21 protein-coding genes are annotated in these 18,773 nt (G+C 35.1%); 14 read left to right on the top strand and 7 right to left on the bottom strand.

Translation table 11 applies throughout. The features are described 5' to 3' along the window. The first annotated feature begins 56 nt into the window (after positions 1-56). From pdxA to J8H85_RS15715, 9 genes are all read left to right on the top strand, one after another. Positions 57-1,103, top strand: coding sequence for a 4-hydroxythreonine-4-phosphate dehydrogenase PdxA (gene pdxA, locus J8H85_RS15675; protein WP_209656178.1), 1,047 nt, complete (start codon positions 57-59; stop codon positions 1,101-1,103). Between the two features lie 73 nt (positions 1,104-1,176). Then, positions 1,177-1,716 carry a YceD family protein gene (locus J8H85_RS15680; protein ID WP_209656180.1) on the top strand — a complete coding sequence of 180 codons (540 nt, stop codon included), beginning with the start codon at positions 1,177-1,179 and terminating at the stop codon, positions 1,714-1,716. 10 nt (positions 1,717-1,726) lie between these two features. Then, positions 1,727-1,930, top strand: a complete 204-nt coding sequence (gene rpmF / locus J8H85_RS15685; RefSeq protein WP_069829108.1) for a 50S ribosomal protein L32 — start codon at positions 1,727-1,729, stop codon at positions 1,928-1,930. Between the two features lie 269 nt (positions 1,931-2,199). Further along, complete coding sequence (locus J8H85_RS15690) at positions 2,200-3,201, top strand: beta-ketoacyl-ACP synthase III (RefSeq protein WP_209656182.1); 1,002 nt, start codon at positions 2,200-2,202, stop codon at positions 3,199-3,201. Positions 3,202-3,224: 23 nt separating this feature from the next. After that, a complete protein-coding gene (gene accB, locus J8H85_RS15695) occupies positions 3,225-3,701 on the top strand; it encodes an acetyl-CoA carboxylase biotin carboxyl carrier protein (RefSeq protein ID WP_209656184.1) in 477 nt (158 codons plus the stop codon). An 86-nt stretch (positions 3,702-3,787) separates the two neighbouring features. Next, positions 3,788-5,140, top strand: a complete 1,353-nt coding sequence (gene accC / locus J8H85_RS15700) for an acetyl-CoA carboxylase biotin carboxylase subunit (protein ID WP_209656186.1) — start codon at positions 3,788-3,790, stop codon at positions 5,138-5,140. A gap of 280 nt (positions 5,141-5,420) precedes the next feature. Then, on the top strand, positions 5,421-6,533 hold the full coding sequence (locus tag J8H85_RS15705) for an NAD(P)/FAD-dependent oxidoreductase (RefSeq protein ID WP_209656188.1): 1,113 nt from the start codon (positions 5,421-5,423) through the stop codon (positions 6,531-6,533). A 1-nt stretch (position 6,534) separates the two neighbouring features. Then, on the top strand, positions 6,535-7,218 hold the full coding sequence (gene mtgA, locus J8H85_RS15710; protein ID WP_209656190.1) for a monofunctional biosynthetic peptidoglycan transglycosylase: 684 nt from the start codon (positions 6,535-6,537) through the stop codon (positions 7,216-7,218). Between the two features lie 65 nt (positions 7,219-7,283). After that, the gene (locus J8H85_RS15715; protein ID WP_209656192.1) at positions 7,284-7,745 is read left to right on the top strand and encodes a 3-oxoacyl-ACP synthase; all 462 of its coding nucleotides are present in this window, start codon (positions 7,284-7,286) and stop codon (positions 7,743-7,745) included. On the opposite strand, the gene J8H85_RS15720 is transcribed toward J8H85_RS15715, so the two are convergent. The 6 genes from J8H85_RS15720 to J8H85_RS15745 all read right to left on the bottom strand — a co-directional run bounded on the left by J8H85_RS15720 (position 7,723) and on the right by J8H85_RS15745 (position 14,527). Next, positions 7,723-8,661 (bottom strand): ABC transporter ATP-binding protein, encoded by a 939-nt coding sequence (locus J8H85_RS15720; RefSeq protein ID WP_209656194.1) that lies wholly within the window; start codon positions 8,659-8,661, stop codon positions 7,723-7,725. The two genes, J8H85_RS15715 and J8H85_RS15720, sit on opposite strands and share 23 nt — an antisense overlap. A gap of 291 nt (positions 8,662-8,952) precedes the next feature. Then, positions 8,953-11,010, bottom strand: a complete 2,058-nt coding sequence (locus J8H85_RS15725) for a prolyl oligopeptidase family serine peptidase (protein WP_379937244.1) — start codon at positions 11,008-11,010, stop codon at positions 8,953-8,955. A gap of 165 nt (positions 11,011-11,175) precedes the next feature. Further along, the gene (locus J8H85_RS15730; protein ID WP_209656195.1) at positions 11,176-12,165 is read right to left on the bottom strand and encodes an aspartate-semialdehyde dehydrogenase; all 990 of its coding nucleotides are present in this window, start codon (positions 12,163-12,165) and stop codon (positions 11,176-11,178) included. 143 nt (positions 12,166-12,308) lie between these two features. Continuing rightward, entirely contained in the window at positions 12,309-12,710 is a 402-nt protein-coding gene (gene mscL / locus J8H85_RS15735) for a large conductance mechanosensitive channel protein MscL (protein ID WP_209656197.1), read from the bottom strand. A gap of 67 nt (positions 12,711-12,777) precedes the next feature. Continuing rightward, positions 12,778-13,887: an alanine racemase gene (alr, locus tag J8H85_RS15740; protein WP_209656199.1), complete on the bottom strand. Its 1,110-nt coding sequence runs from the start codon at positions 13,885-13,887 to the stop codon at positions 12,778-12,780. Next, on the bottom strand, positions 13,880-14,527 hold the full coding sequence (locus J8H85_RS15745) for a thymidine kinase (protein WP_209656200.1): 648 nt from the start codon (positions 14,525-14,527) through the stop codon (positions 13,880-13,882). Before J8H85_RS15745 ends, alr begins: the two co-directional genes overlap by 8 nt. Before the next feature lie 106 nt (positions 14,528-14,633). On the opposite strand from J8H85_RS15745, the gene J8H85_RS15750 reads away from it, so the two are divergent. From J8H85_RS15750 to J8H85_RS15765, 4 genes are read left to right on the top strand one after another with little or no spacing between them, the layout of a single operon-like run. Then, positions 14,634-15,377 (top strand): hypothetical protein, encoded by a 744-nt coding sequence (locus tag J8H85_RS15750; RefSeq protein ID WP_209656202.1) that lies wholly within the window; start codon positions 14,634-14,636, stop codon positions 15,375-15,377. After that, positions 15,377-16,048 (top strand): 16S rRNA (cytidine(1402)-2'-O)-methyltransferase, encoded by a 672-nt coding sequence (rsmI, locus tag J8H85_RS15755; protein WP_209656204.1) that lies wholly within the window; start codon positions 15,377-15,379, stop codon positions 16,046-16,048. Before J8H85_RS15750 ends, rsmI begins: the two co-directional genes overlap by 1 nt. A gap of 12 nt (positions 16,049-16,060) precedes the next feature. Then, positions 16,061-16,405: a HopJ type III effector protein gene (locus J8H85_RS15760; RefSeq protein ID WP_209656206.1), complete on the top strand. Its 345-nt coding sequence runs from the start codon at positions 16,061-16,063 to the stop codon at positions 16,403-16,405. Between the two features lie 13 nt (positions 16,406-16,418). After that, on the top strand, positions 16,419-16,988 hold the full coding sequence (locus tag J8H85_RS15765; RefSeq protein ID WP_209656208.1) for a uracil-DNA glycosylase family protein: 570 nt from the start codon (positions 16,419-16,421) through the stop codon (positions 16,986-16,988). A 217-nt stretch (positions 16,989-17,205) separates the two neighbouring features. On the opposite strand, the gene J8H85_RS15770 is transcribed toward J8H85_RS15765, so the two are convergent. Beyond that, complete coding sequence (locus tag J8H85_RS15770) at positions 17,206-17,418, bottom strand: hypothetical protein (protein WP_209656210.1); 213 nt, start codon at positions 17,416-17,418, stop codon at positions 17,206-17,208. 341 nt (positions 17,419-17,759) lie between these two features. Here J8H85_RS15770 and J8H85_RS15775 point away from each other — a divergent pair, with 341 nt between their 5' ends. Further along, positions 17,760-18,770 carry a dipeptide epimerase gene (locus tag J8H85_RS15775; protein ID WP_209656212.1) on the top strand — a complete coding sequence of 337 codons (1,011 nt, stop codon included), beginning with the start codon at positions 17,760-17,762 and terminating at the stop codon, positions 18,768-18,770. Positions 18,771-18,773: the final 3 nt, after the last annotated feature.

Below are 18,773 nucleotides of genomic sequence, written 5' to 3' on the forward strand. Positions count from 1 at the left end.
AGGGTCTTTTATTTGGAACAAAAAACCAAAATTACAAACAAAAGTTGTCATTCTTAATGAAGAAATCGGAAAATATAGTAGTAGGTATATCAATAGGTGACTTAAATGGCATTGGAAGCGAGATTGTTTTAAAAACATTTGAAGATGCTAGAATGTTAGAATTTTGTACGCCCGTAATTTTTGCTTCGTCAAAAGTTATGAATTTTTTCAAAACATATTTTAATTCAGAAATCAATTTCAATAGCATAAACAATTTAAATCAATTGGTTTTTGGAAAGGTTAATGTTTTTAATTGTTGGAATGAGCCTGTAACTATTGAATTCGGTAAAGAAGATGTTAAAATAGGCAGTTACGCCATTAAATCTTTACAAGCAGCAACAAAGGCGCTTAAAGACAGCCATATAGATGTTTTGGTTACAGCTCCAATTAATAAACACAATATTCAATCTGAAGAATTTAAATTCCCAGGGCATACCGATTATTTAGCACAGCAGTTAGAAGGTGAAAGCCTCATGTTTATGGTAACCGATTCGTTAAGAGTTGGTTTGTTAACAGATCATGTGCCTGTAAAAGATATCGTAGAGCATCTATCAGAGGCATTAATAATTAAAAAAATAAATGCTGTTTATAATTCCCTTTTACAAGATTTCAATATTGTAAGACCAAAAATAGCAGTTTTAGGGATCAACCCACACACAGGTGATAATGGTGTAATTGGTAATGAAGATGATACTATTCTGCGCCCTACACTTCAAAAATTAAAAGAAGAAGGCAAATTGGTTTACGGGCCTTACGCAGCCGATAGTTTTTTCGGATCTAATAATTACAAAAATTTTGATGCTATTATAGCTACCTATCACGATCAAGGGTTAATACCTTTCAAAACATTGTCATTTGGTCAAGGTGTAAATTTTACCGCAGGATTAAATAGAATTAGAACATCACCAGACCATGGAACAGCCTACGAAATTGCAGGAAAAGGAGTAGCCGATGAGAATTCTTTTAAGGAAGCTGTTTTTACAGCAATTCAAATATTTAAAAACAGATTTGAGTATGAGGAACTTACAGAAAATCCTTTAAAAAAATCAAATAGAAAGATGTAAACAAAAAAATGTTTATAAGTAATGTTGCTTAAATAAAAATTTATATATTTGCAGGCTCAAAATAGTTGTGATAATGAAGGCATTAAAAGAGTTTACAATCCCATTTGTAGGGTTAAAGCTAGGAAAACACCATTTTGAGTATAAAATTGAGCAAGCGTTCTTTGAATATTTTGAGTATGAAGAGTTTAACAATGTCAATGTTGATGTTAATCTTATATTAGATAAAAAGTCAACTTTATTGGAATTAAACTTTAAAATTTCAGGATTTGTAAATGTTAATTGCGATTTAACAAACGAACCTTATGATCAAACCATAAAAAATGAGTTCGATTTGGTGGTGAAATTTGGAGATGAATACAATGACGAGTTTGACGATATTCTTATTGTGCCTCACGGAACATACGAAGTTAACGTTCAACAATACATTTACGAGTTAATTGTGCTTTCTGTACCAATTAAACGCATACACCCTGGCGTTGAAGATGGAACATTAGATTCAGACATACTTAAAAAATTAGAAGAATTAAGCCCAAAGCTTAAAGAAGAAAAAGAAACTGAAGAGGAGATTGATCCTCGTTGGAATACATTAAAGAAACTATTAACGGATAAATAAAATATAAAAAATGGCACATCCAAAGAGAAAAATCTCGAAAACAAGAAGAGATAAAAGAAGAACACATTACAAAGCAACTGCGCCACAGATTGCTACTTGTCCAACAACTGGTGAAGCGCATCTGTACCACAGAGCGCACTGGCACGAAGGAAAATTGTATTATAGAGGTCAAGTTTTAATTGATAACTCAGAAGCTGTAGAAAACGTAGCATAATCATTATGCACGCATATAATAAAACGCTCACATGTGAGCGTTTTTTTTATGAACCATCCATACTAAAATTACGATATTTAATGTAATTATTATATGGATGCACCATGTGACTATTAAAAAACAATAGAAATAACACATGATATGCTTTTTCTAAAGTACAAAAACACGTAATTTGCATAAAGTTTCGTCAAATTTTAGTAGTTTTCACGAAATATTGAGTGTTTTTATTCAATTTTAATGATTTTTTTGATCAATTTAACTATAAAGTTATGGGAAAAATCTCAGCAGCTATAACCGCTGTTGGTGCTTATGTGCCAGAATACGTATTAACCAATCAAATTCTTGAAACATTGGTTGATACAAATGATGAATGGATAACTTCCAGAACAGGAATAAAAGAGCGTCGAATTCTCAAAGACGAAGGTAAAGGAACATCTTACCTAGCTATTAAAGCTGCTCAAGACCTCATCAATAAAAAGGGAATAGACCCTAAAACTATAGAACTTGTTATTGTTGCAACTGCTACTCCAGATATGAAAGCGGCTTCAACAGCGTCTTTTACAGCATCTGAAATAGGTGCAACCAATGCCTTTTCATTTGATATGGATGCTGCATGCTCTAGTTTTTTATACGGTATGTCGGTTGCTGCTAGTTATATAGAATCTGGCCGTTACAAAAATGTATTATTAATTGGAGCAGATAAAATGTCTTCAATAATAAATTATAAAGATAGAGCTACTTGTATTATTTTTGGTGACGGAGCGGGTGCCGTTTTGTTTGAACCTAATGAAGAAGGTTTAGGACTTAAAGACGAATACCTAAGAAGTGATGGTACTGGTAGAGAGTTTTTACAAGCTACTTACGGAGGCTCTTCATATTCGTTAACTGCAGAAATTTTGGAGAAAGGCGGTCAATATGCTTTTCAAGAAGGAAGAACTGTATTTAAAAATGCAGTTTTCAACATGGCAGATGCTGCGGTTAAAATATTAGAACGTAATAATTTAACAAAAGATAATGTAGATTGGTTGGCAGCACATCAAGCAAATAAGCGTATTATTGATGCTACCGCACAACGCATTGAATTAGAAGAAGAAAAAGTGATGATTAATATTCATAAATATGGTAATACTACTTCGGCTACGTTACCGTTATTATTAAATGACTACGAATCACAACTGAAAAAAGGAGATAATATAATTTTTGCCGCTTTTGGAGGCGGATTTAATTGGGGCGCCATTTATTTAAAATGGGCATATAATTCAAAAAACTAACCACTAACTAATTAGTAAAGATTATGGATATTAAAGAAATTCAAAACTTAATCAAGTTTGTTGCCAAATCAGGGGCAAGTGAGGTTAAATTAGAGATGGATGATATTAAAATCACCATTAAAACAGGATCAGATCCAGAAACAACAGCGGTACATTATGCACCAGTAGCGCCACAAATGCCACAAGTGCAAGCAGCACCAGTTGCTGAAGCCCAACCAGTTGCAAAAGCAGCAGCACCTGCAGCTGAAGAAAATTCAAAATTAATTACCATCAAATCACCAATTATTGGAACTTTCTATAGAAAACCTTCACCAGATAAGCCATTATTTGTTGAGGTTGGACAAACCATTGCGGAAGGCGATGTGCTTTGTATTATAGAAGCTATGAAACTTTTCAATGAAATTGAATCTGAAGTTTCAGGAAAAGTTGTTAAGATTTTAGTTGACGATTCTTCTCCAGTAGAATTCGACCAACCATTATTTTTGGTAGACCCATCATAACCTATTAAAAATTCCAATACACAAATCTCAAAATCCAATATTTGGAATTTGGCGATTGGAATTTGTAATTTTTAATTCAAAAAGTTATGTTTAAAAAAATATTGATTGCCAATAGAGGAGAAATAGCATTACGTGTTATTAGAACCTGTAAAGAAATGGGTATTAAAACAGTAGCAGTTTACTCAACTGCCGATGCGGAAAGCTTACACGTTAAGTTTGCCGATGAAGCTGTATGTATAGGACCCCCATCAAGTGCGCTTTCTTATTTAAAAATGTCTAACATTATATCGGCTGCAGAAATTACAAATGCAGATGCGATACATCCAGGTTACGGATTTTTATCTGAAAACGCTAAATTTTCAAAAATTTGTGAAGAGCACGGAATAAAATTTATTGGTGCATCTCCAGAAATGATTGATAGAATGGGCGACAAAGCCAATGCCAAAGCAACCATGAAAGCTGCCGGCGTACCATGTGTACCAGGTAGTGAAGGTGTTATAAAATCTTTTGAAGAGTGTGAAAAAATAGCTAAGGAAACGGGCTATCCTGTTATGCTTAAAGCTTCTGCCGGTGGTGGAGGTAAAGGGATGCGCGGGGTTTTTAAACCGGAAAATCTTAGAGATGCTTGGGATTCTGCACGTCAAGAAAGTAAAGCTGCTTTTGGAAACGACGATATGTACATGGAAAAACTTATTGAAGAACCACGACATATTGAAATTCAAATTGTAGGTGATTCTACAGGAAAAGCATGTCATTTATCTGAAAGAGATTGCTCTGTTCAACGTCGCCATCAAAAGTTAACTGAAGAAACTCCTTCGCCATTTATGACCGATGAACTTCGTGAAAAAATGGGGAAAGCCGCTGTAAAAGCTGCTGAATACATTAAGTACGAAGGTGCAGGAACCATCGAGTTTTTGGTAGATAAGCACCGTAATTTCTACTTTATGGAGATGAATACCCGTATTCAAGTAGAGCACCCTATTACAGAGCAGGTTATCGATTTCGATTTAATTCGTGAACAAATATTAGTGGCTGCAGGGGTGCCAATTTCAGGTAAAAACTATTTACCTAAATTACATTCCATCGAGTGTCGTATCAATGCTGAAGATCCTTTTAACGGCTTCCGTCCGTCACCAGGAACCATTACAACGTTACACGCTCCAGGAGGTCATGGAGTGCGTTTAGATACACACGTGTACGCAGGTTACACCATTCCGCCAAATTACGATTCTATGATTGCTAAGTTGATTACAACGGCGCAAACCAGAGAAGAAGCCATCAATAAAATGAAGCGTGCTTTAGATGAATTCGTCATTGAAGGGGTAAAAACAACCATTCCTTTCCACAGACAATTGATGGACCATCCAGATTATTTAGCTGGAAATTACACCACCAAGTTTATGGAAGATTTTGTTATGCAAAAACCCGTAGAAGAATAATAAATAAAGACTCCGAAAGCAATTTCGGAGTTTTTTTTTGGTGTTCCTTTTGCTTTTTTTAGGGAAAAGCAAAAGTCAGGCTGTACACTATATCTTTTGGTTTTGTCTTTCCTGCGAAGGCTGGAATCCATTATTTGAAAACAATATCTATCCTCAAGCTAGTTTCAGTTACATAAAAAACCAAAAGGATGCCGCTTCCATCCTTAACACAACAACCTAACAGCAAATTCACTATTTTTACCAACAACCAACAACCAACAACCAACAACAGCCAACCCACATGAACCTATCCTATTGGGAAATAAAATCATGGTTTACCAACATAGATGTTACTATAGTGGGAAGTGGTATTGTGGGTTTAAGTTGTGCCTTACATTTAAAAGAACAGCATCCAAAAGCTAAAATTTTAGTATTGGAAAAAGGCATGTTGCCACAAGGTGCTAGCACCAAAAATGCTGGATTCGCCTGTTTTGGAAGTTTAAGCGAAATACTGGAAGATTTAAAATCGCATGCCGAGGAGGACGTTTTCAATCTAGTAAAAAAACGCGTGAAGGGATTGCAGCTACTAAGGGAAACCTTAGGCGATCAAGCTATAAACTATAAAAACTATGGGGGTTATGAATTGTTTCTTCAAGAAGATGATTTATTAGAAACCTGTCTCTCCCAAAAGGAATACGTTAACAATTTATTGCAGCCCATATTTAAAAAAGAGGTTTTCAGCACCAAACCCAATAGTTTTCATTTTAAAAACATTAAAGAGCCCTATATATTCAATCCGTTTGAAGGACAAATAGATACGGGTAGTTTGATGGAGGCATTGTTGCAAAAGGTTCAATCAAAAGGTATAAAAATATTAAACAATATAGCTGTTGAAAGTTTTTTAGAAGATAACCATTCAGTAAAAGTAAAGACAAGTTCACACGAATTTTCAACCTCAAAATTATGTATCGCTACCAACGGATTTGCATCACAACTTATCAATGAAGCTGTAAAACCGGCCCGGGCACAGGTTTTAATTACCAAACCTATTAATAACCTTCATATTAAAGGCACCTTTCATTTAGATAAAGGGTATTATTATTTCAGAAATATAGATAACCGGATTTTGTTTGGAGGCGGTAGAAACCTTGATTTTAAAGGGGAAACAACAACCGAATTTGCCCAAACCGAATTAATTCAAAACACCTTAGAAAATATTTTAAAAACTGTAATTTTGCCAAAAATTCCTTTTGAAATTGAACACAGGTGGAGCGGTATTATGGGTTTAGGAAATACAAAAAACACTATTGTAAAACCACTGGGCAATAACGTATATTGCGGCGTAAAACTTGGTGGCATGGGAATAGCCATAGGGAGTTTGGTAGGACAAGAGTTAGCACAATTAATAGCATAGTATGATTAGCAAATTATTTAGATTTTTATTTAAAATTCTCCTTTGGTTTTTTGCCATTTCCATTGGCTTAGTAATTATATATAAATGGGTACCCGTGCCCGTTACACCACTCATGGTCATACGCACTATTGAGCAGAAAATAGATGGCAAAGACATTGTTTGGAAACACGATTGGGAATCTATCGATAACATTTCAAAAAACTTGCAATTGGCTGTTATTTGTAGTGAAGATCAAAACTTTTTAAACCATCATGGTTTTGATATGAAAGCCATTGAAAAAGCCATTGAATTTAACAAAAAAGGCAAACGCACTAGAGGTGCCAGTACCATAAGCCAACAAACGGCAAAAAATGTGTTTTTATGGCCGCATCGCAGTTGGTTGCGTAAAGGTTTGGAAGCCTATTTTACGTTTTTAATAGAGCTAATTTGGTCTAAAGAACGCATTATGGAAGTCTATTTAAACAGTATTGAAATGGGTAACGGCGTTTATGGTGCCGAAGCTGCTGCCCAACATTGGTTTAAAAGACCCGCTGCCAATTTGCGGCAACAAGAAGCTGCTGCCATTGCTGCCATTTTACCGAGTCCGTTACGATACAGGGCAAGTCCTGCTACCAATTACATACAAAGAAGAAAGAACTGGATAACCCAACAAATGCGCTTTTTTGGGCCTTTAAACTATGATTAAATCAAGTTTCAAAGTTACAGAGTTTCAAAGTTACAAAGTTCTAAAATAGATAAATTCTATAATCCATGATTTCGACTTTAAAAATTAAAGTAGCGTTATATAAGCAATGTGTAGATTTTGTTGAAAGTAGGTTTGATATCATTCAAAATACCATAACCGAAATTCAAGAATCTCTAACATCTGAAACCAAAAGTAGTGCTGGCGACAAGCATGAAACGGGTAGAGCCATGCTACAGTTAGAACGCGAAAAAGCAGGAAATCAGTTGGCAGAAATTCAAAAAATTAAGGAAAATTTATCGAAAATAAACAGTTCCAATACCACAGAGTTTATTGGTTTAGGAAGTGTGGTTTACACCAATAAAAGCAACTATTTTATAGCCATAAGTGCCGGTGAATTGAAGGTTGAAAGCGAATTGTTTTATGCTATTTCTCCTAACACCCCTGTTGGGCAATTGCTAATAGGTAAAACGGTTGGAGAAGAGGTTGTTTTTCGGGAACAGCCATTTAAGATTGAAAAGGTGTTTTAGGTTGTTTTAAAACCGAAAGACAAATCAACAACCCTTTTTTTAAGTGTTCTTTATGCTCCAAAAGCACTGTTTCACCATCTAATTCTGCCTCAATCAAATAATAATTTCCTTTATAATAAGAACTTTTAACAATGGCTTTTAAATTAGAATTTTCAACCACTTTTAATTGATTGGCATACACCATGCCGTAGTTTTCAATGTTGTTGAATTCATCAAAAAAAGACGCTATCAATTCATTTTTAGGGCTTTTATAAAGTTCTTGTGGGGTGCCTTTTGCCATAATTTTGGCGTCGTGCAAGACCATCATATGGTCTGAAAAGGAAAGCACATCATCTTTATCATGGGTGGCGACTATACACGTGATATTTTTATCCTTTAGATATTTGAATAAACTACGGCGTAACGATTGCTTTTTAAAATTATCAATATGGCTAAACGGTTCGTCCAACAATAAAACCTCGGGTTGTTTAGCAATGGCCCTGGCAATGGCAACACGTTGTTTTTGGCCGCCACTTAATTCTTTTACTTTAATATTTGCATAAGGCCTTAATTCTATAACGTCTAAAAGTTCTTCAATACGAGCTTGCTTTTCTTCAGGATAAAAGTTAGAAAGGTACGCGCCAATATTTTCAGCAACGGTAATAAAAGGCATCAAATCGAATTCTTGCGCTACATATTTCATGTATTTTGGGCCAACAATTAAGTTGTGCTTCGGACCTAAAATTTCGGTGTCGTTCCAAAATATGTGGCCTTCATTTAAATCGTAAGTACCGTAAAGTAATTTTAAAAGGGTGCTTTTCCCCGAGCCGCTTTCACCAATTATAGAGAAGTGTTCACCTGTTTTAACAGAAAAACTAATAGCCTTTAAAATAGGTTGTTTTTTATATTGAAAAGTGAGGTTATTTACTTGTAGCATTGACTTTTTTGTTGTCTCCTCGAGCGCAGTCGAGAGGTCTTGAATTAGTTTTCGACTGCGCTCGAACAGACAAAATTATGATTTTTATTTTAAAGCATCTTGTTGTATGAGACCTTTCAGGTTTTTTATGAAAGGTCTGTTAAAGTTATTTATAAAGAGAATAATAGGAAACCAAAATCCCTTGAAAGAGATGTTTATTTGTAACATACCTTCTTTTTGTTTGCTCGATCACTGTTACTATGGTTAAAAGTTCTAAGTTCAATTAATTCTTAATTCGTAAATCGTAATTCGTCAATCATTTGGCAATTCTTCAAACCCCATGTTGAATAATGTAAACCCAAAAATATCTGCATACTGTTCAATCGTTTTATTTACTGGAGTTCCTGCACCATGCCCCGCATCGGTTTCAATTCTAATTAAAGTTGGGTTTGTGCCTGTTTGCTTGCTTTGTAATTCGGCTGCAAACTTGAAGCTATGTGCAGGTACTACGCGGTCATCATGGTCGCCCGTGGTTATTAAAGTTGCAGGATATGCAACACCAGCTTTTACATTGTGCACTGGTGAATATGCTTTTAAATATTCAAACATGTCTTTAGAGTCTTCGGCAGTTCCATAATCATAAGCCCAACCTGCTCCAGCTGTAAAGGTATGGTAGCGCAACATATCCAGAACACCAACTTGTGGGATGGCTACTTTTGCTAAATTGGGGCGCTGTGTCATAACAGCTCCAACTAATAAACCGCCGTTAGAGCCACCTCTTAACGCCAAATAGTTTGATGCCGTATAATTTTCTTTAAATAAGTATTCCGCAGCAGCTATAAAATCGTCAAATACGTTTTGCTTTTTCATTTTAATGCCTGCATCGTGCCATTTCCTGCCATATTCGCCACCACCACGTAAATTTGGAATGGCCAAAATACCGCCTTGTTCCATCCAGACAACGTTGGCAATACTAAATGCAGGTGTTAAACTAATGTTGAAACCACCATAACCGTAAAGAATGGTTGGGTTTTTTCCATCAAGCTTTAAACCTTTTTTATGTGTGATGATCATGGGGATTTTTGTCCCATCTTTTGAAGTGTAAAATACCTGATTGCTTTCGTAGGCATCACTATTAAAATCAATTTCAGGCTTCCAATATAATACGGTTTCACCCGTTTTGGGGCTAAATTCATAAATGTTTGAAGGCGTATTGTAATTGGTAAACGCATAATATAAAACGTCATCTTCCTTTTTGCCACTAAACCCAGAAGCGGTTCCTAAACCAGGAAGGTCAATTTCTTTAATAAGATTGCCTTGGTAATCGAATTGTTTTACTTTAGAAATGGCATCTACCATGTAATTTGCAAAGAAATAACCACCGCCTTTGGATGGACTTAAAACAAACTCGGTTTCGGGAATTACATCTACCCAATGTTCAGGTGTTGGATTTGATGCATCAACCGATACTATTTTTTTGTTCGGGGCATTTAAGTTGGTTACTATAAACAGTTTGCTGCCTTCATTTTCAATGATATAAGAATCGCTATCCGTGTGATTTAAAATCGTAATTAACGGGCTGTTTTTGGCAGATAAATCTTTTATAAACAATTTGTTGCCCGATGTAGAAATACGTGGTGTGAGGATTAAATACCGATGATCTTCCGTAACATGGGCATAAATGTATCTGTGTTTTTCTTCAGGGTTCCCACCGTAGATTAGACGGTCTTCTTTTTGAGGTGTTCCCAGCTTATGGTAAAATACTTTATGTTGGTCGGTTTTAGCTGAGAGCTCACTCCCGTTTGGTTTATCGTAACTAGAATAATAAAATCCTTCATTTTTATACCAAGAAATCTGGCTGAATTTTATATCAATTAAGGCGTCTTCAATTTGTTCTTTAGTTTCCGTATTTAAAATAATCACTTTTCGCCAATCGCTGCCACCTTCCGAAATGGAATATGCTAATAAACTACCATCTTTTGAAAAACTTAAAGTATCTAATGAAGTTGTGCCTTTTTCTGAAAATGTATTCGGATTTAAAAACACTTCATCTTTACCATTTTCTTTTTTTCTGTAAACGACATTTTGATTTTGTAAGCCATCGTTTTTAAAGAAATAGGTGTAGTTGCCTTCAGTAAAAGGTGCACCAACTTTCTCGTAATTCCACAGTTTACTAAGGCGTTTTTTCAAATAATCTATATAAGGAATTTGTTTTAAATAGTTTGAAGTACATACATTTTGTGCCTTAACCCATGCTTCTGTTTCTTTACTACGGTCATCTTCCAACCATCTGTAGGGGTCTTTTAAAGCGGTTCCAAAATAGGTTTCAACCGTATCAACTTTTTTTGTAACAGGGTATTTCACTTGTATTATATTATTATTCGAAAATTCAATTTACAATATATTAATGTGATAAATACTAAAATAATTTTTGATTGAAATTTTATTATGAATGATTTTATTTCAAAAATAATCAAAAAGAAAAAAGCTTCTATACCTAAATACAGAAGCTTTATATATAAGGTTTAGCAAAAACTATACTAAGTTATTTGCAATTAAATATTCACTAATTTGAATGGCGTTGGTTGCAGCACCTTTACGTAAATTATCGGCAACAATCCACATGTTTAAGGTGTTTGGTTGCGATTCATCCCTACGTAAACGACCTACAAAAACCTCATCTTTATCGTGTGCAAACATAGGCATTGGATAACTATTTGTTGCTGTGTTATCTTGTAAAACTACCCCAGGAGTTTCGCTTAATATTTGTCTAACTTCAGCCAAATCAAAATCGTTTTCAAACTGAACATTTACAGCTTCTGAATGTCCGCCAGAAGTAGGAACACGCACCGCCGTAGCAGTTACCGAAAATGATTTATCGTTAAATATTTTTTGAGGCTCTCTAGCCAGTTTCATTTCTTCTTTGGTGTAACCGTTTTCTAAAAACACATCACAATGAGGCAATACGTTTCTGTTAATTGGGTAAGGGTATGCCATATCGCCTTCAATACCGGCCATTTCGTTTTCTAATTGTTTTACAGCTTTTACGCCAGTACCAGAAACCGATTGGTAAGTAGAAACCACCACACGCTTCATTTTATATTTTTTATGAAGCCCAGATAAAGCCAATACCATTTGAATGGTTGAGCAGTTTGGGTTTGCAATAATTTTATCGTCTTTAGTCAATTCGTTTGCGTTGATTTCTGGAACTACCAATTTTTTAGTAGGATCCATTCTCCAAGCCGAAGAATTATCAACCACCGTTGTACCAGCTTCTGCAAATTTTGGCGCCCACTCTAAAGAGGTATCACCACCTGCCGAGAAAATAGCGATTTGTGGTTTTGCAGCCACAGCATCGGCTAAACCAATTACGGTATATTCTTTATTGTTATATGTTAATTTTTTTCCAACCGAACGTTCGGATGCTACTAAAAGCAATTCAGTTACGGGAAAATTACGTTCTGCAAGAACCTTCAACATCACTTCGCCTACCATACCAGTGGCACCAACAACAGCTACTTTCATTTTAATTTAGTTTAAAGTTTCAATAATTTTACGGGGCAAAACTAATTAATAATTCTATTTTAAACCCAAAAAAAAGCCCTTGTTTTCTTAAAACGAGGGCTTTTTAACAACAAATAACACGTTGTTATATATTTAACACATTGTTATTTTTTAAGTAAATCTCTTATTTGTATTAACAGCTCTTCTTGAGTTGGTCCTGCAGGAGGTGCTGGTGCAGGTTCTTCTTTCTTCTTCATTTTGTTAATACCTTTAATAAGCATAAACATAACAAATGCAACAATAATGAAGTCTATTAAACTTGTTAGGAAGCTACCGTAAAGTACTGCAATTTCTCCAGTTACAGCCCCAGTTTCATCTACAACTCCTGGTGTTATTACATATTTTAAATCGTTGAAATCGGATTGGAAAATCAGACCTATTAACGGCGATACAATTCCGGCAGTAAAGGAGGTAACAACTTTGTTAAAAGCGGCACCCATAACAAAAGCAACAGCAATATCTACTAAGTTGCCTTTCATTGCAAATTCTTTAAATTCTTTTAGCATAATTTATGGTTTTATATTGGTTAAATTAATGAGACACCAAGATAACAAAAAAGTCACATAAAAAATATTAGTAACCTATGAATACACGTTTTACGCGTTGGGAAATACCAGTAATAAGTTCGTATGAAATGGTGTTGGCGGTTTCGGCTAAATTTTCGGCAGTGTTGTTTGGTCCAAAAACAATCACTTCGTCACCTTCTTTACAATCAAAATCGGTTACGTTTACCATAATCATATCCATACACACATTTCCAATAATGTAAGCTTTTTGATTGTTAATTATTACATAGCCTTTCCCTTTTCCGTATTGCCTTCCAATACCGTCGGCATGACCAATAGGAAGCGTTGCGGTTCTTAAAAAAGCATCTGTTTTAAACGCACGATTGTAACCTACAGATTCTCCTTTGTTTATCTCATGAATTTGGGAAATGATGGTTTTTAATGTGCCAATGGGCTTGAAGTTTTTGTTTTCTTTTTCAGAATTTCCAAAGCCATACATACCAATACCGCTTCTAACCATATCAAAATGTGCTTCGGAATAATTTAGAATGCCCGAGGTATTGCAAATATGAAGCAATGGTTTATAGCCCATAGCTTTGGTTAGCGCTTCGGTTATGTTTTTAAATTTTTCTATTTGATTTAAAGTAAAATCGCGTTCGTTTAAATCTTCGCTAGCTGCCAAATGTGAAAACACCGATTGTATTTTTACAGCCGATGTTTCTTTTACTTTTGAAACCACCGTATTTACTTCATTTTCAGAAAAACCTAATCTGTTTAATCCTGTATTGAATTTGATATGGATTGGGTAATGGTTTAGTTTTTCCGTGGAAGCGATGGCAATAAATTCATTTAAAATTTTGGCGTTGTATAAATTGGGCTCTAAGCAATTATCAATCAAAATTTTAAAATTAGCCGCTTGGGGGTGCAGTACTAAAATGGGTTTGGTAATGCCCGCTTCCCTAAGTTTTACTCCTTCGTGCACAAACGCCACGGCAAAGTAATCTACAGCTTGGTTTTGTAAATAGTTGGCAAGTTCACAAGCATCGCTTCCATAGGCAAAAGCTTTTACTACTGCCATAAATTTGGTGTTGCTATTCAGTCTCGATTTTAAATGGTCAAAATTATGTTTTAATGCTTTTAAATCGATTTCAAGTACGGTTTCTTGAGCTTTAGGCATCGGGGTTTTTGGGTTTTGGGGTCACTTCTTCGGCATCGTTCACCTTCATATTTCTTACTTTATCACGAGTCATGGCTTTGTAATAAGCGGCCCTACTTAAAGGCTCGTATTCATCTACTTCACCCAACATAACCAAATTGTCGTTTTTTGCTTTTCGGTAACTGTATTGGGCTAAATTGCCTGTTCGGGTGCAAACAGCGTGTACTTTGGTAACATATTCGGCAGTGGCCATTAAATTGGGCATGGGGCCAAAGGGGTTGCCTTTAAAATCCATATCCAATCCTGCTACGATAACGCGAACACCTTTGTTGGCCAAATCGTTGCAAACACGTACTATTTCATCATCAAAAAATTGGGCTTCGTCAATACCAACAACGTCGCAACCATCGGCCAAAATAGGAATGTTTGCCGCAGCAGGTACTGGGGTAGAGCGAATTTCGTTGGCATCGTGCGATACAACCATATCTTCATGATAACGCACATCAATAGAGGGCTTGAAAATTTCTACTTTTTGTCTGGCAAATTGTGCGCGTTTAAGCCTTCGGATAAGTTCTTCGGTCTTTCCTGAAAACATGGAGCCACAGATAACTTCAATCCATCCAAATTGTTCTTTATGATTTACTGTATTTTCAAGAAACATTTCGTAATTTTAACACTAAAATAAAGCGATTATTCGTTTGTATAAAGGTGGCGTAAATTTATTAAAAAACAAAAGCCTAAATAGCAATAATTTTAAATTTATAACAATGAAGAAGAAGTTAGAGTCTGAATTGGTAAGTATTGCCCACAGAATTCTTAAGTTAAAAGGAAAAGAGGATGTTGTTAAAATGCATGCTGAAGTATCGGAGCTTTTCGAAAAGTTATCGGTATTAAAATTTGCCCATGAAAACTTTGAAGGTGATGTACCAACCATAGGAAGCAACAGTTCGTTTTTTGAAACGATGGACAATGCTTTCAACAATAAAATAAGCGACAATATTGAAGTGGGAGATAAGATTTATATCAATATGGATGAAGTTGAAGACGACCATATTATGGAACCTGGTATTGCAACCATTAAAGACATGGTAGCACATATGCCTAATGAGCCTGAAGACATTGATGTTGTTTTAGGAGAAGCTATACCTGAACCTAAACATAATAAAAATGAGTTAGACGATTTTATGTCTAATTTTAAAGATATGCCTGTTTTCGATCCTGTTATAAAAGCAACAAATGGTGTTTCAAACGAAAAAAAATCGTTGAACGATAAATTGAAAAGTGGCGGAATGAATATCGGGTTGAATGATAAAATCGCCTTCATTAAACATTTATTTGATGGTAAACATGAAGATTACGACCGTGTAATTTCTCAATTAAGTACCTTCGATTCGTTTAGTAATGCCAAACAATTCATTATAGAAATTGTAAAACCAGATTATAATAATTGGGTGAACAAAGAAGAATTTGAAGAGCGCCTTTTCCAAATTTTAGAAAGCCGATTTAATTAATGAGCAAACTATACATTGTACCAACACCCATTGGAAATTTAAAAGACATGACTTTTAGGGCTGTTGAAGTTTTAAAAGAAGTGGATTTAATTCTTGCCGAAGATACCCGAACTTCAGGAAAACTATTAAAACATTTTGAAATTTCAACTCATATGCAGTCGCACCACATGCACAACGAGCATAAAACGGTTGAAAATTTAATTCAAAAATTAAAAAGCGGCACCACGGTAGCGTTAATAAGCGATGCAGGAACTCCAGCTATTTCCGACCCCGGATTTTTACTTACACGTGCCTGTATAGAAAACCATATAGAAGTAGATTGTTTGCCCGGAGCCACAGCTTTTGTACCAGCACTAGTAAACTCTGGTTTGCCAAACGATAAGTTTGTTTTTGAAGGGTTTTTGCCCGTTAAAAAAGGCAGACAAACACGTTTATTATTACTAGCCGAAGAAACCAGAACCATTATTTTTTATGAAAGTCCGCATAAATTAGTAAAAACATTGGGACATTTTTGTGAGTATTTTGGTGAAGATAGAGAGGTGTCGGTATCTAGAGAATTGACGAAACTATATGAAGAAACCATACGTGGCACCGCCAAAGAAGTATTAGCATATTATACCAACAAACCACCAAAAGGAGAAATCGTTATTGTGGTTGGAGGGAAAAAATAGAATAAAATAAGCATGAATTTAGAAGTATTTAAACAAAAATTAAAAAACACACCTAACAGCATAGAGTTTTCTGAAACTATGGCTGTTATAGAATCAAATTACGAATTTACACCAACTACTTTTAAAAATGGAGAATTGCAGAACAATGCCGGTGAAAATTCAGGATCATGTAAATTGTTTGCATTTGCCAAACTGCAAGGTTTTACAAAAGATGAAACATTGGCTTGCTTCGGAAAATTTTATTTTGATGATGTTTTAAAAGATCCCAACGGTATAGGACATCAAAACATTAGAAATTTTATGAAAACAGGTTTTGAAGGTTTGGTTTTTGAAGGAGAAGCTTTAAAACTCAAATAGTTTTTTGTTTCAGATGCAAGACTTGTTATTACATATAAAACAATGTACCATCTGCGAAAAACACTTGCCTTTAGGGCCACGACCCATTGTAGTGGCGCATCCCAAAGCTAAAATTGTTATTATTGGTCAAGCACCCGGAACCAAAGTGCATAAAACAGGTATTCCATGGAACGACCCTAGCGGCAACCAATTAAGGAATTGGTTGGGTGTTACCGAGGAAGAGTTTTACGATGCCACAAAATTTGTTATCATGCCCATGGGTTTTTGTTATCCGGGAAAAGGGAAAACGGGAGATTTACCACCACGACCCGAATGCGCCCCACAATGGCATAAACCTTTGTTGGAACATTTACCCAATGTGGAGTTGGTTGTTTTAATTGGTATGTACGCTCAAAACTATTACTTAGGAAAGCAAGCAAAGAGAACACTCACCGAAACGGTTGCAAATTTTAAAGACTATTTACCAAAGTATTTGCCATTGCCACATCCATCACCACGCAATCGGTTTTGGTTGACGAAGAATCCTTGGTTTGAGGTTGAGGTTTTGCCGGAGTTGAAAGAGAGAGCTGGAAAGTTAATATAAAGTATGCAGTATAAAGCCCACCTGCTCCAGTAAAAAGGTCTAATAAATTAAAATACTGCTTCAAGAATTTGTTTTAATTCATTAGGAAAGAAAATTATTAGAAAAGCTAGTATTATAGCAAGAAGTATAATCATGAATACAATTAATTTAATTGATTCATGTAAATGCTTCCCTTTGAGTTTTGACAGGATGTTAATATTAATCGATTCCATGACTGCTAATTAAATGAATTTTTCTCATTTTGGGTTTTATTCCAATTGAAATTAAAACTTTTTATAGTGTTCTTTTCAAAACTTTCAATGTCTTTTAAAGTTGCGTTAGGGTGAAGTTTTTTGTGCTGCCATAACCTAACTAACATTCCTAGTTTTAATACTTTGCAGATACCAATTATGAAACTAAATGAAGCACCGATTATTAAATATGTTTCCATTATTATTTTGTTTGAATCAAATTTATAACAGATGTTTACATTTTAAAAGGACAAGTATATTTTTATGTAACATATTGTCTTTTAGTTGTTTATGATTTTATTAAAATTAATTAACCCTTCGAAACCCCAGTGTTTTCGTTGATTTTACGGGACAAAACTACTCAAAATGTCTCTACATGAGTATTTACAAGGGTTTACAGAGGTTTTCATAAAAAAGCAAATAACATTTTCTGCAAAAATGAACCTACAGAACACACATAATGTCAGTAAAAAAATCATAATAAAATTAAACATCAAATCCTATAATTTCATTAACTTTCATCAATCATACAAAGGTTTTTATGGAAGTTATTCTAAGGGCATTCAATTTAAAATTAAAACATACATTTTCAATTTCTAGAGAGTCGTATAATGAGCAACCCACATTAATTGTAGAACTAAAATCAGATGGCTTTTCAGGTTTTGGGGAAGCTACTTCCAATCCGTACTACGGTGTAACCATTCAAAAAATGATGGACGATTTAATAGCCTTGCAACCCCTAATTGAAAACGCTGCCCCATCTACACCCGAAGAATTCTGGAAACACATGCATCAACATTTAAAACATAATATGTTCGCATTATGTGCTTTAGATTTGGCTTACAATGATTTGTACGCGCAAAAACAAGACAAAAAACTATACGAACTTTGGGGTTATGATGTTTCAAATAACCCGCTAACAAACTATACCATTGGTATTGATTCTGTTGAGAAAATGGTTTCTAAAATGAAGGAGTTACCGTGGCCTATTTATAAAATTAAATTAGGCACTAAAGAAGATATTAAAATTGTTACCGAATTACGAAAACACACAAACGCCATTTTTAGAATTGATGCCAATTGTGGTTGGACGGTTGAAGAAACCATTAAAAACGCCAAGGCTTTAAGAGAACTTGGTGTTGAATTTTTAGAACAACCTTTAAAAGCTGATGATTGGGAAGGGCACAAAGAAGTGTATCAAAAATCGGTTTTGCCCGTTATAGCAGATGAAAGTTGTCAAGTAGAAGCTGATGTTGCCAAATGTTATAACCACTTTCATGGCATCAACGTAAAATTGGTGAAATGTGGTGGACTAACACCAGCCAGACGCATGCTGGTGCACGCCAAAGAACTCCATATGAAAACCATGGTGGGATGCATGACGGAATCTTCGGTGGGTATTTCGGCCATTGCCCATGTGTTACCACTTTTAGATTATGTAGATATGGATGGCGCTTTACTGTTGGCTCAAGACATTGCCAATGGGGTAACTATTAAAAATGGTGCGGTACAATACAGTAGTTTAAACGGAACCGGTGTTTCTTTAATTTAGGTT

Source organism: Mariniflexile gromovii, from assembly GCF_017814435.1.
GTDB lineage: Bacteria > Bacteroidota > Bacteroidia > Flavobacteriales > Flavobacteriaceae > Mariniflexile > Mariniflexile gromovii.

Excerpts from the sequence above, each read along its gene's own strand:
- J8H85_RS15720 (WP_209656194.1), bottom strand. The coding sequence starts at position 8,661 with ATGCTACAAGTAAATAACCTCACTTTTCAATATAAAAAACAACCTATT.
- J8H85_RS15745 (WP_209656200.1), bottom strand. The coding sequence starts at position 14,527 with ATGTTTCTTGAAAATACAGTAAATCATAAAGAACAATTTGGATGGATT.
- J8H85_RS15750 (WP_209656202.1), top strand. The coding sequence starts at position 14,634 with ATGAAGAAGAAGTTAGAGTCTGAATTGGTAAGTATTGCCCACAGAATT.
- J8H85_RS15770 (WP_209656210.1), bottom strand. The coding sequence starts at position 17,418 with ATGGAAACATATTTAATAATCGGTGCTTCATTTAGTTTCATAATTGGT.
- rpmF (WP_069829108.1), top strand. The coding sequence starts at position 1,727 with ATGGCACATCCAAAGAGAAAAATCTCGAAAACAAGAAGAGATAAAAGA.
- J8H85_RS15715 (WP_209656192.1), top strand. The coding sequence starts at position 7,284 with ATGATTTCGACTTTAAAAATTAAAGTAGCGTTATATAAGCAATGTGTA.
- mscL (WP_209656197.1), bottom strand. The coding sequence starts at position 12,710 with ATGCTAAAAGAATTTAAAGAATTTGCAATGAAAGGCAACTTAGTAGAT.
- J8H85_RS15775 (WP_209656212.1), top strand. The coding sequence starts at position 17,760 with ATGGAAGTTATTCTAAGGGCATTCAATTTAAAATTAAAACATACATTT.
- J8H85_RS15680 (WP_209656180.1), top strand. The coding sequence starts at position 1,177 with ATGAAGGCATTAAAAGAGTTTACAATCCCATTTGTAGGGTTAAAGCTA.
- J8H85_RS15765 (WP_209656208.1), top strand. The coding sequence starts at position 16,419 with ATGCAAGACTTGTTATTACATATAAAACAATGTACCATCTGCGAAAAA.
- rsmI (WP_209656204.1), top strand. The coding sequence starts at position 15,377 with ATGAGCAAACTATACATTGTACCAACACCCATTGGAAATTTAAAAGAC.
- J8H85_RS15705 (WP_209656188.1), top strand. The coding sequence starts at position 5,421 with ATGAACCTATCCTATTGGGAAATAAAATCATGGTTTACCAACATAGAT.
- J8H85_RS15690 (WP_209656182.1), top strand. The coding sequence starts at position 2,200 with ATGGGAAAAATCTCAGCAGCTATAACCGCTGTTGGTGCTTATGTGCCA.
- J8H85_RS15730 (WP_209656195.1), bottom strand. The coding sequence starts at position 12,165 with ATGAAAGTAGCTGTTGTTGGTGCCACTGGTATGGTAGGCGAAGTGATG.
- pdxA (WP_209656178.1), top strand. The coding sequence starts at position 57 with ATGAAGAAATCGGAAAATATAGTAGTAGGTATATCAATAGGTGACTTA.
- accC (WP_209656186.1), top strand. The coding sequence starts at position 3,788 with ATGTTTAAAAAAATATTGATTGCCAATAGAGGAGAAATAGCATTACGT.
- accB (WP_209656184.1), top strand. The coding sequence starts at position 3,225 with ATGGATATTAAAGAAATTCAAAACTTAATCAAGTTTGTTGCCAAATCA.
- mtgA (WP_209656190.1), top strand. The coding sequence starts at position 6,535 with ATGATTAGCAAATTATTTAGATTTTTATTTAAAATTCTCCTTTGGTTT.
- J8H85_RS15760 (WP_209656206.1), top strand. The coding sequence starts at position 16,061 with ATGAATTTAGAAGTATTTAAACAAAAATTAAAAAACACACCTAACAGC.
- alr (WP_209656199.1), bottom strand. The coding sequence starts at position 13,887 with ATGCCTAAAGCTCAAGAAACCGTACTTGAAATCGATTTAAAAGCATTA.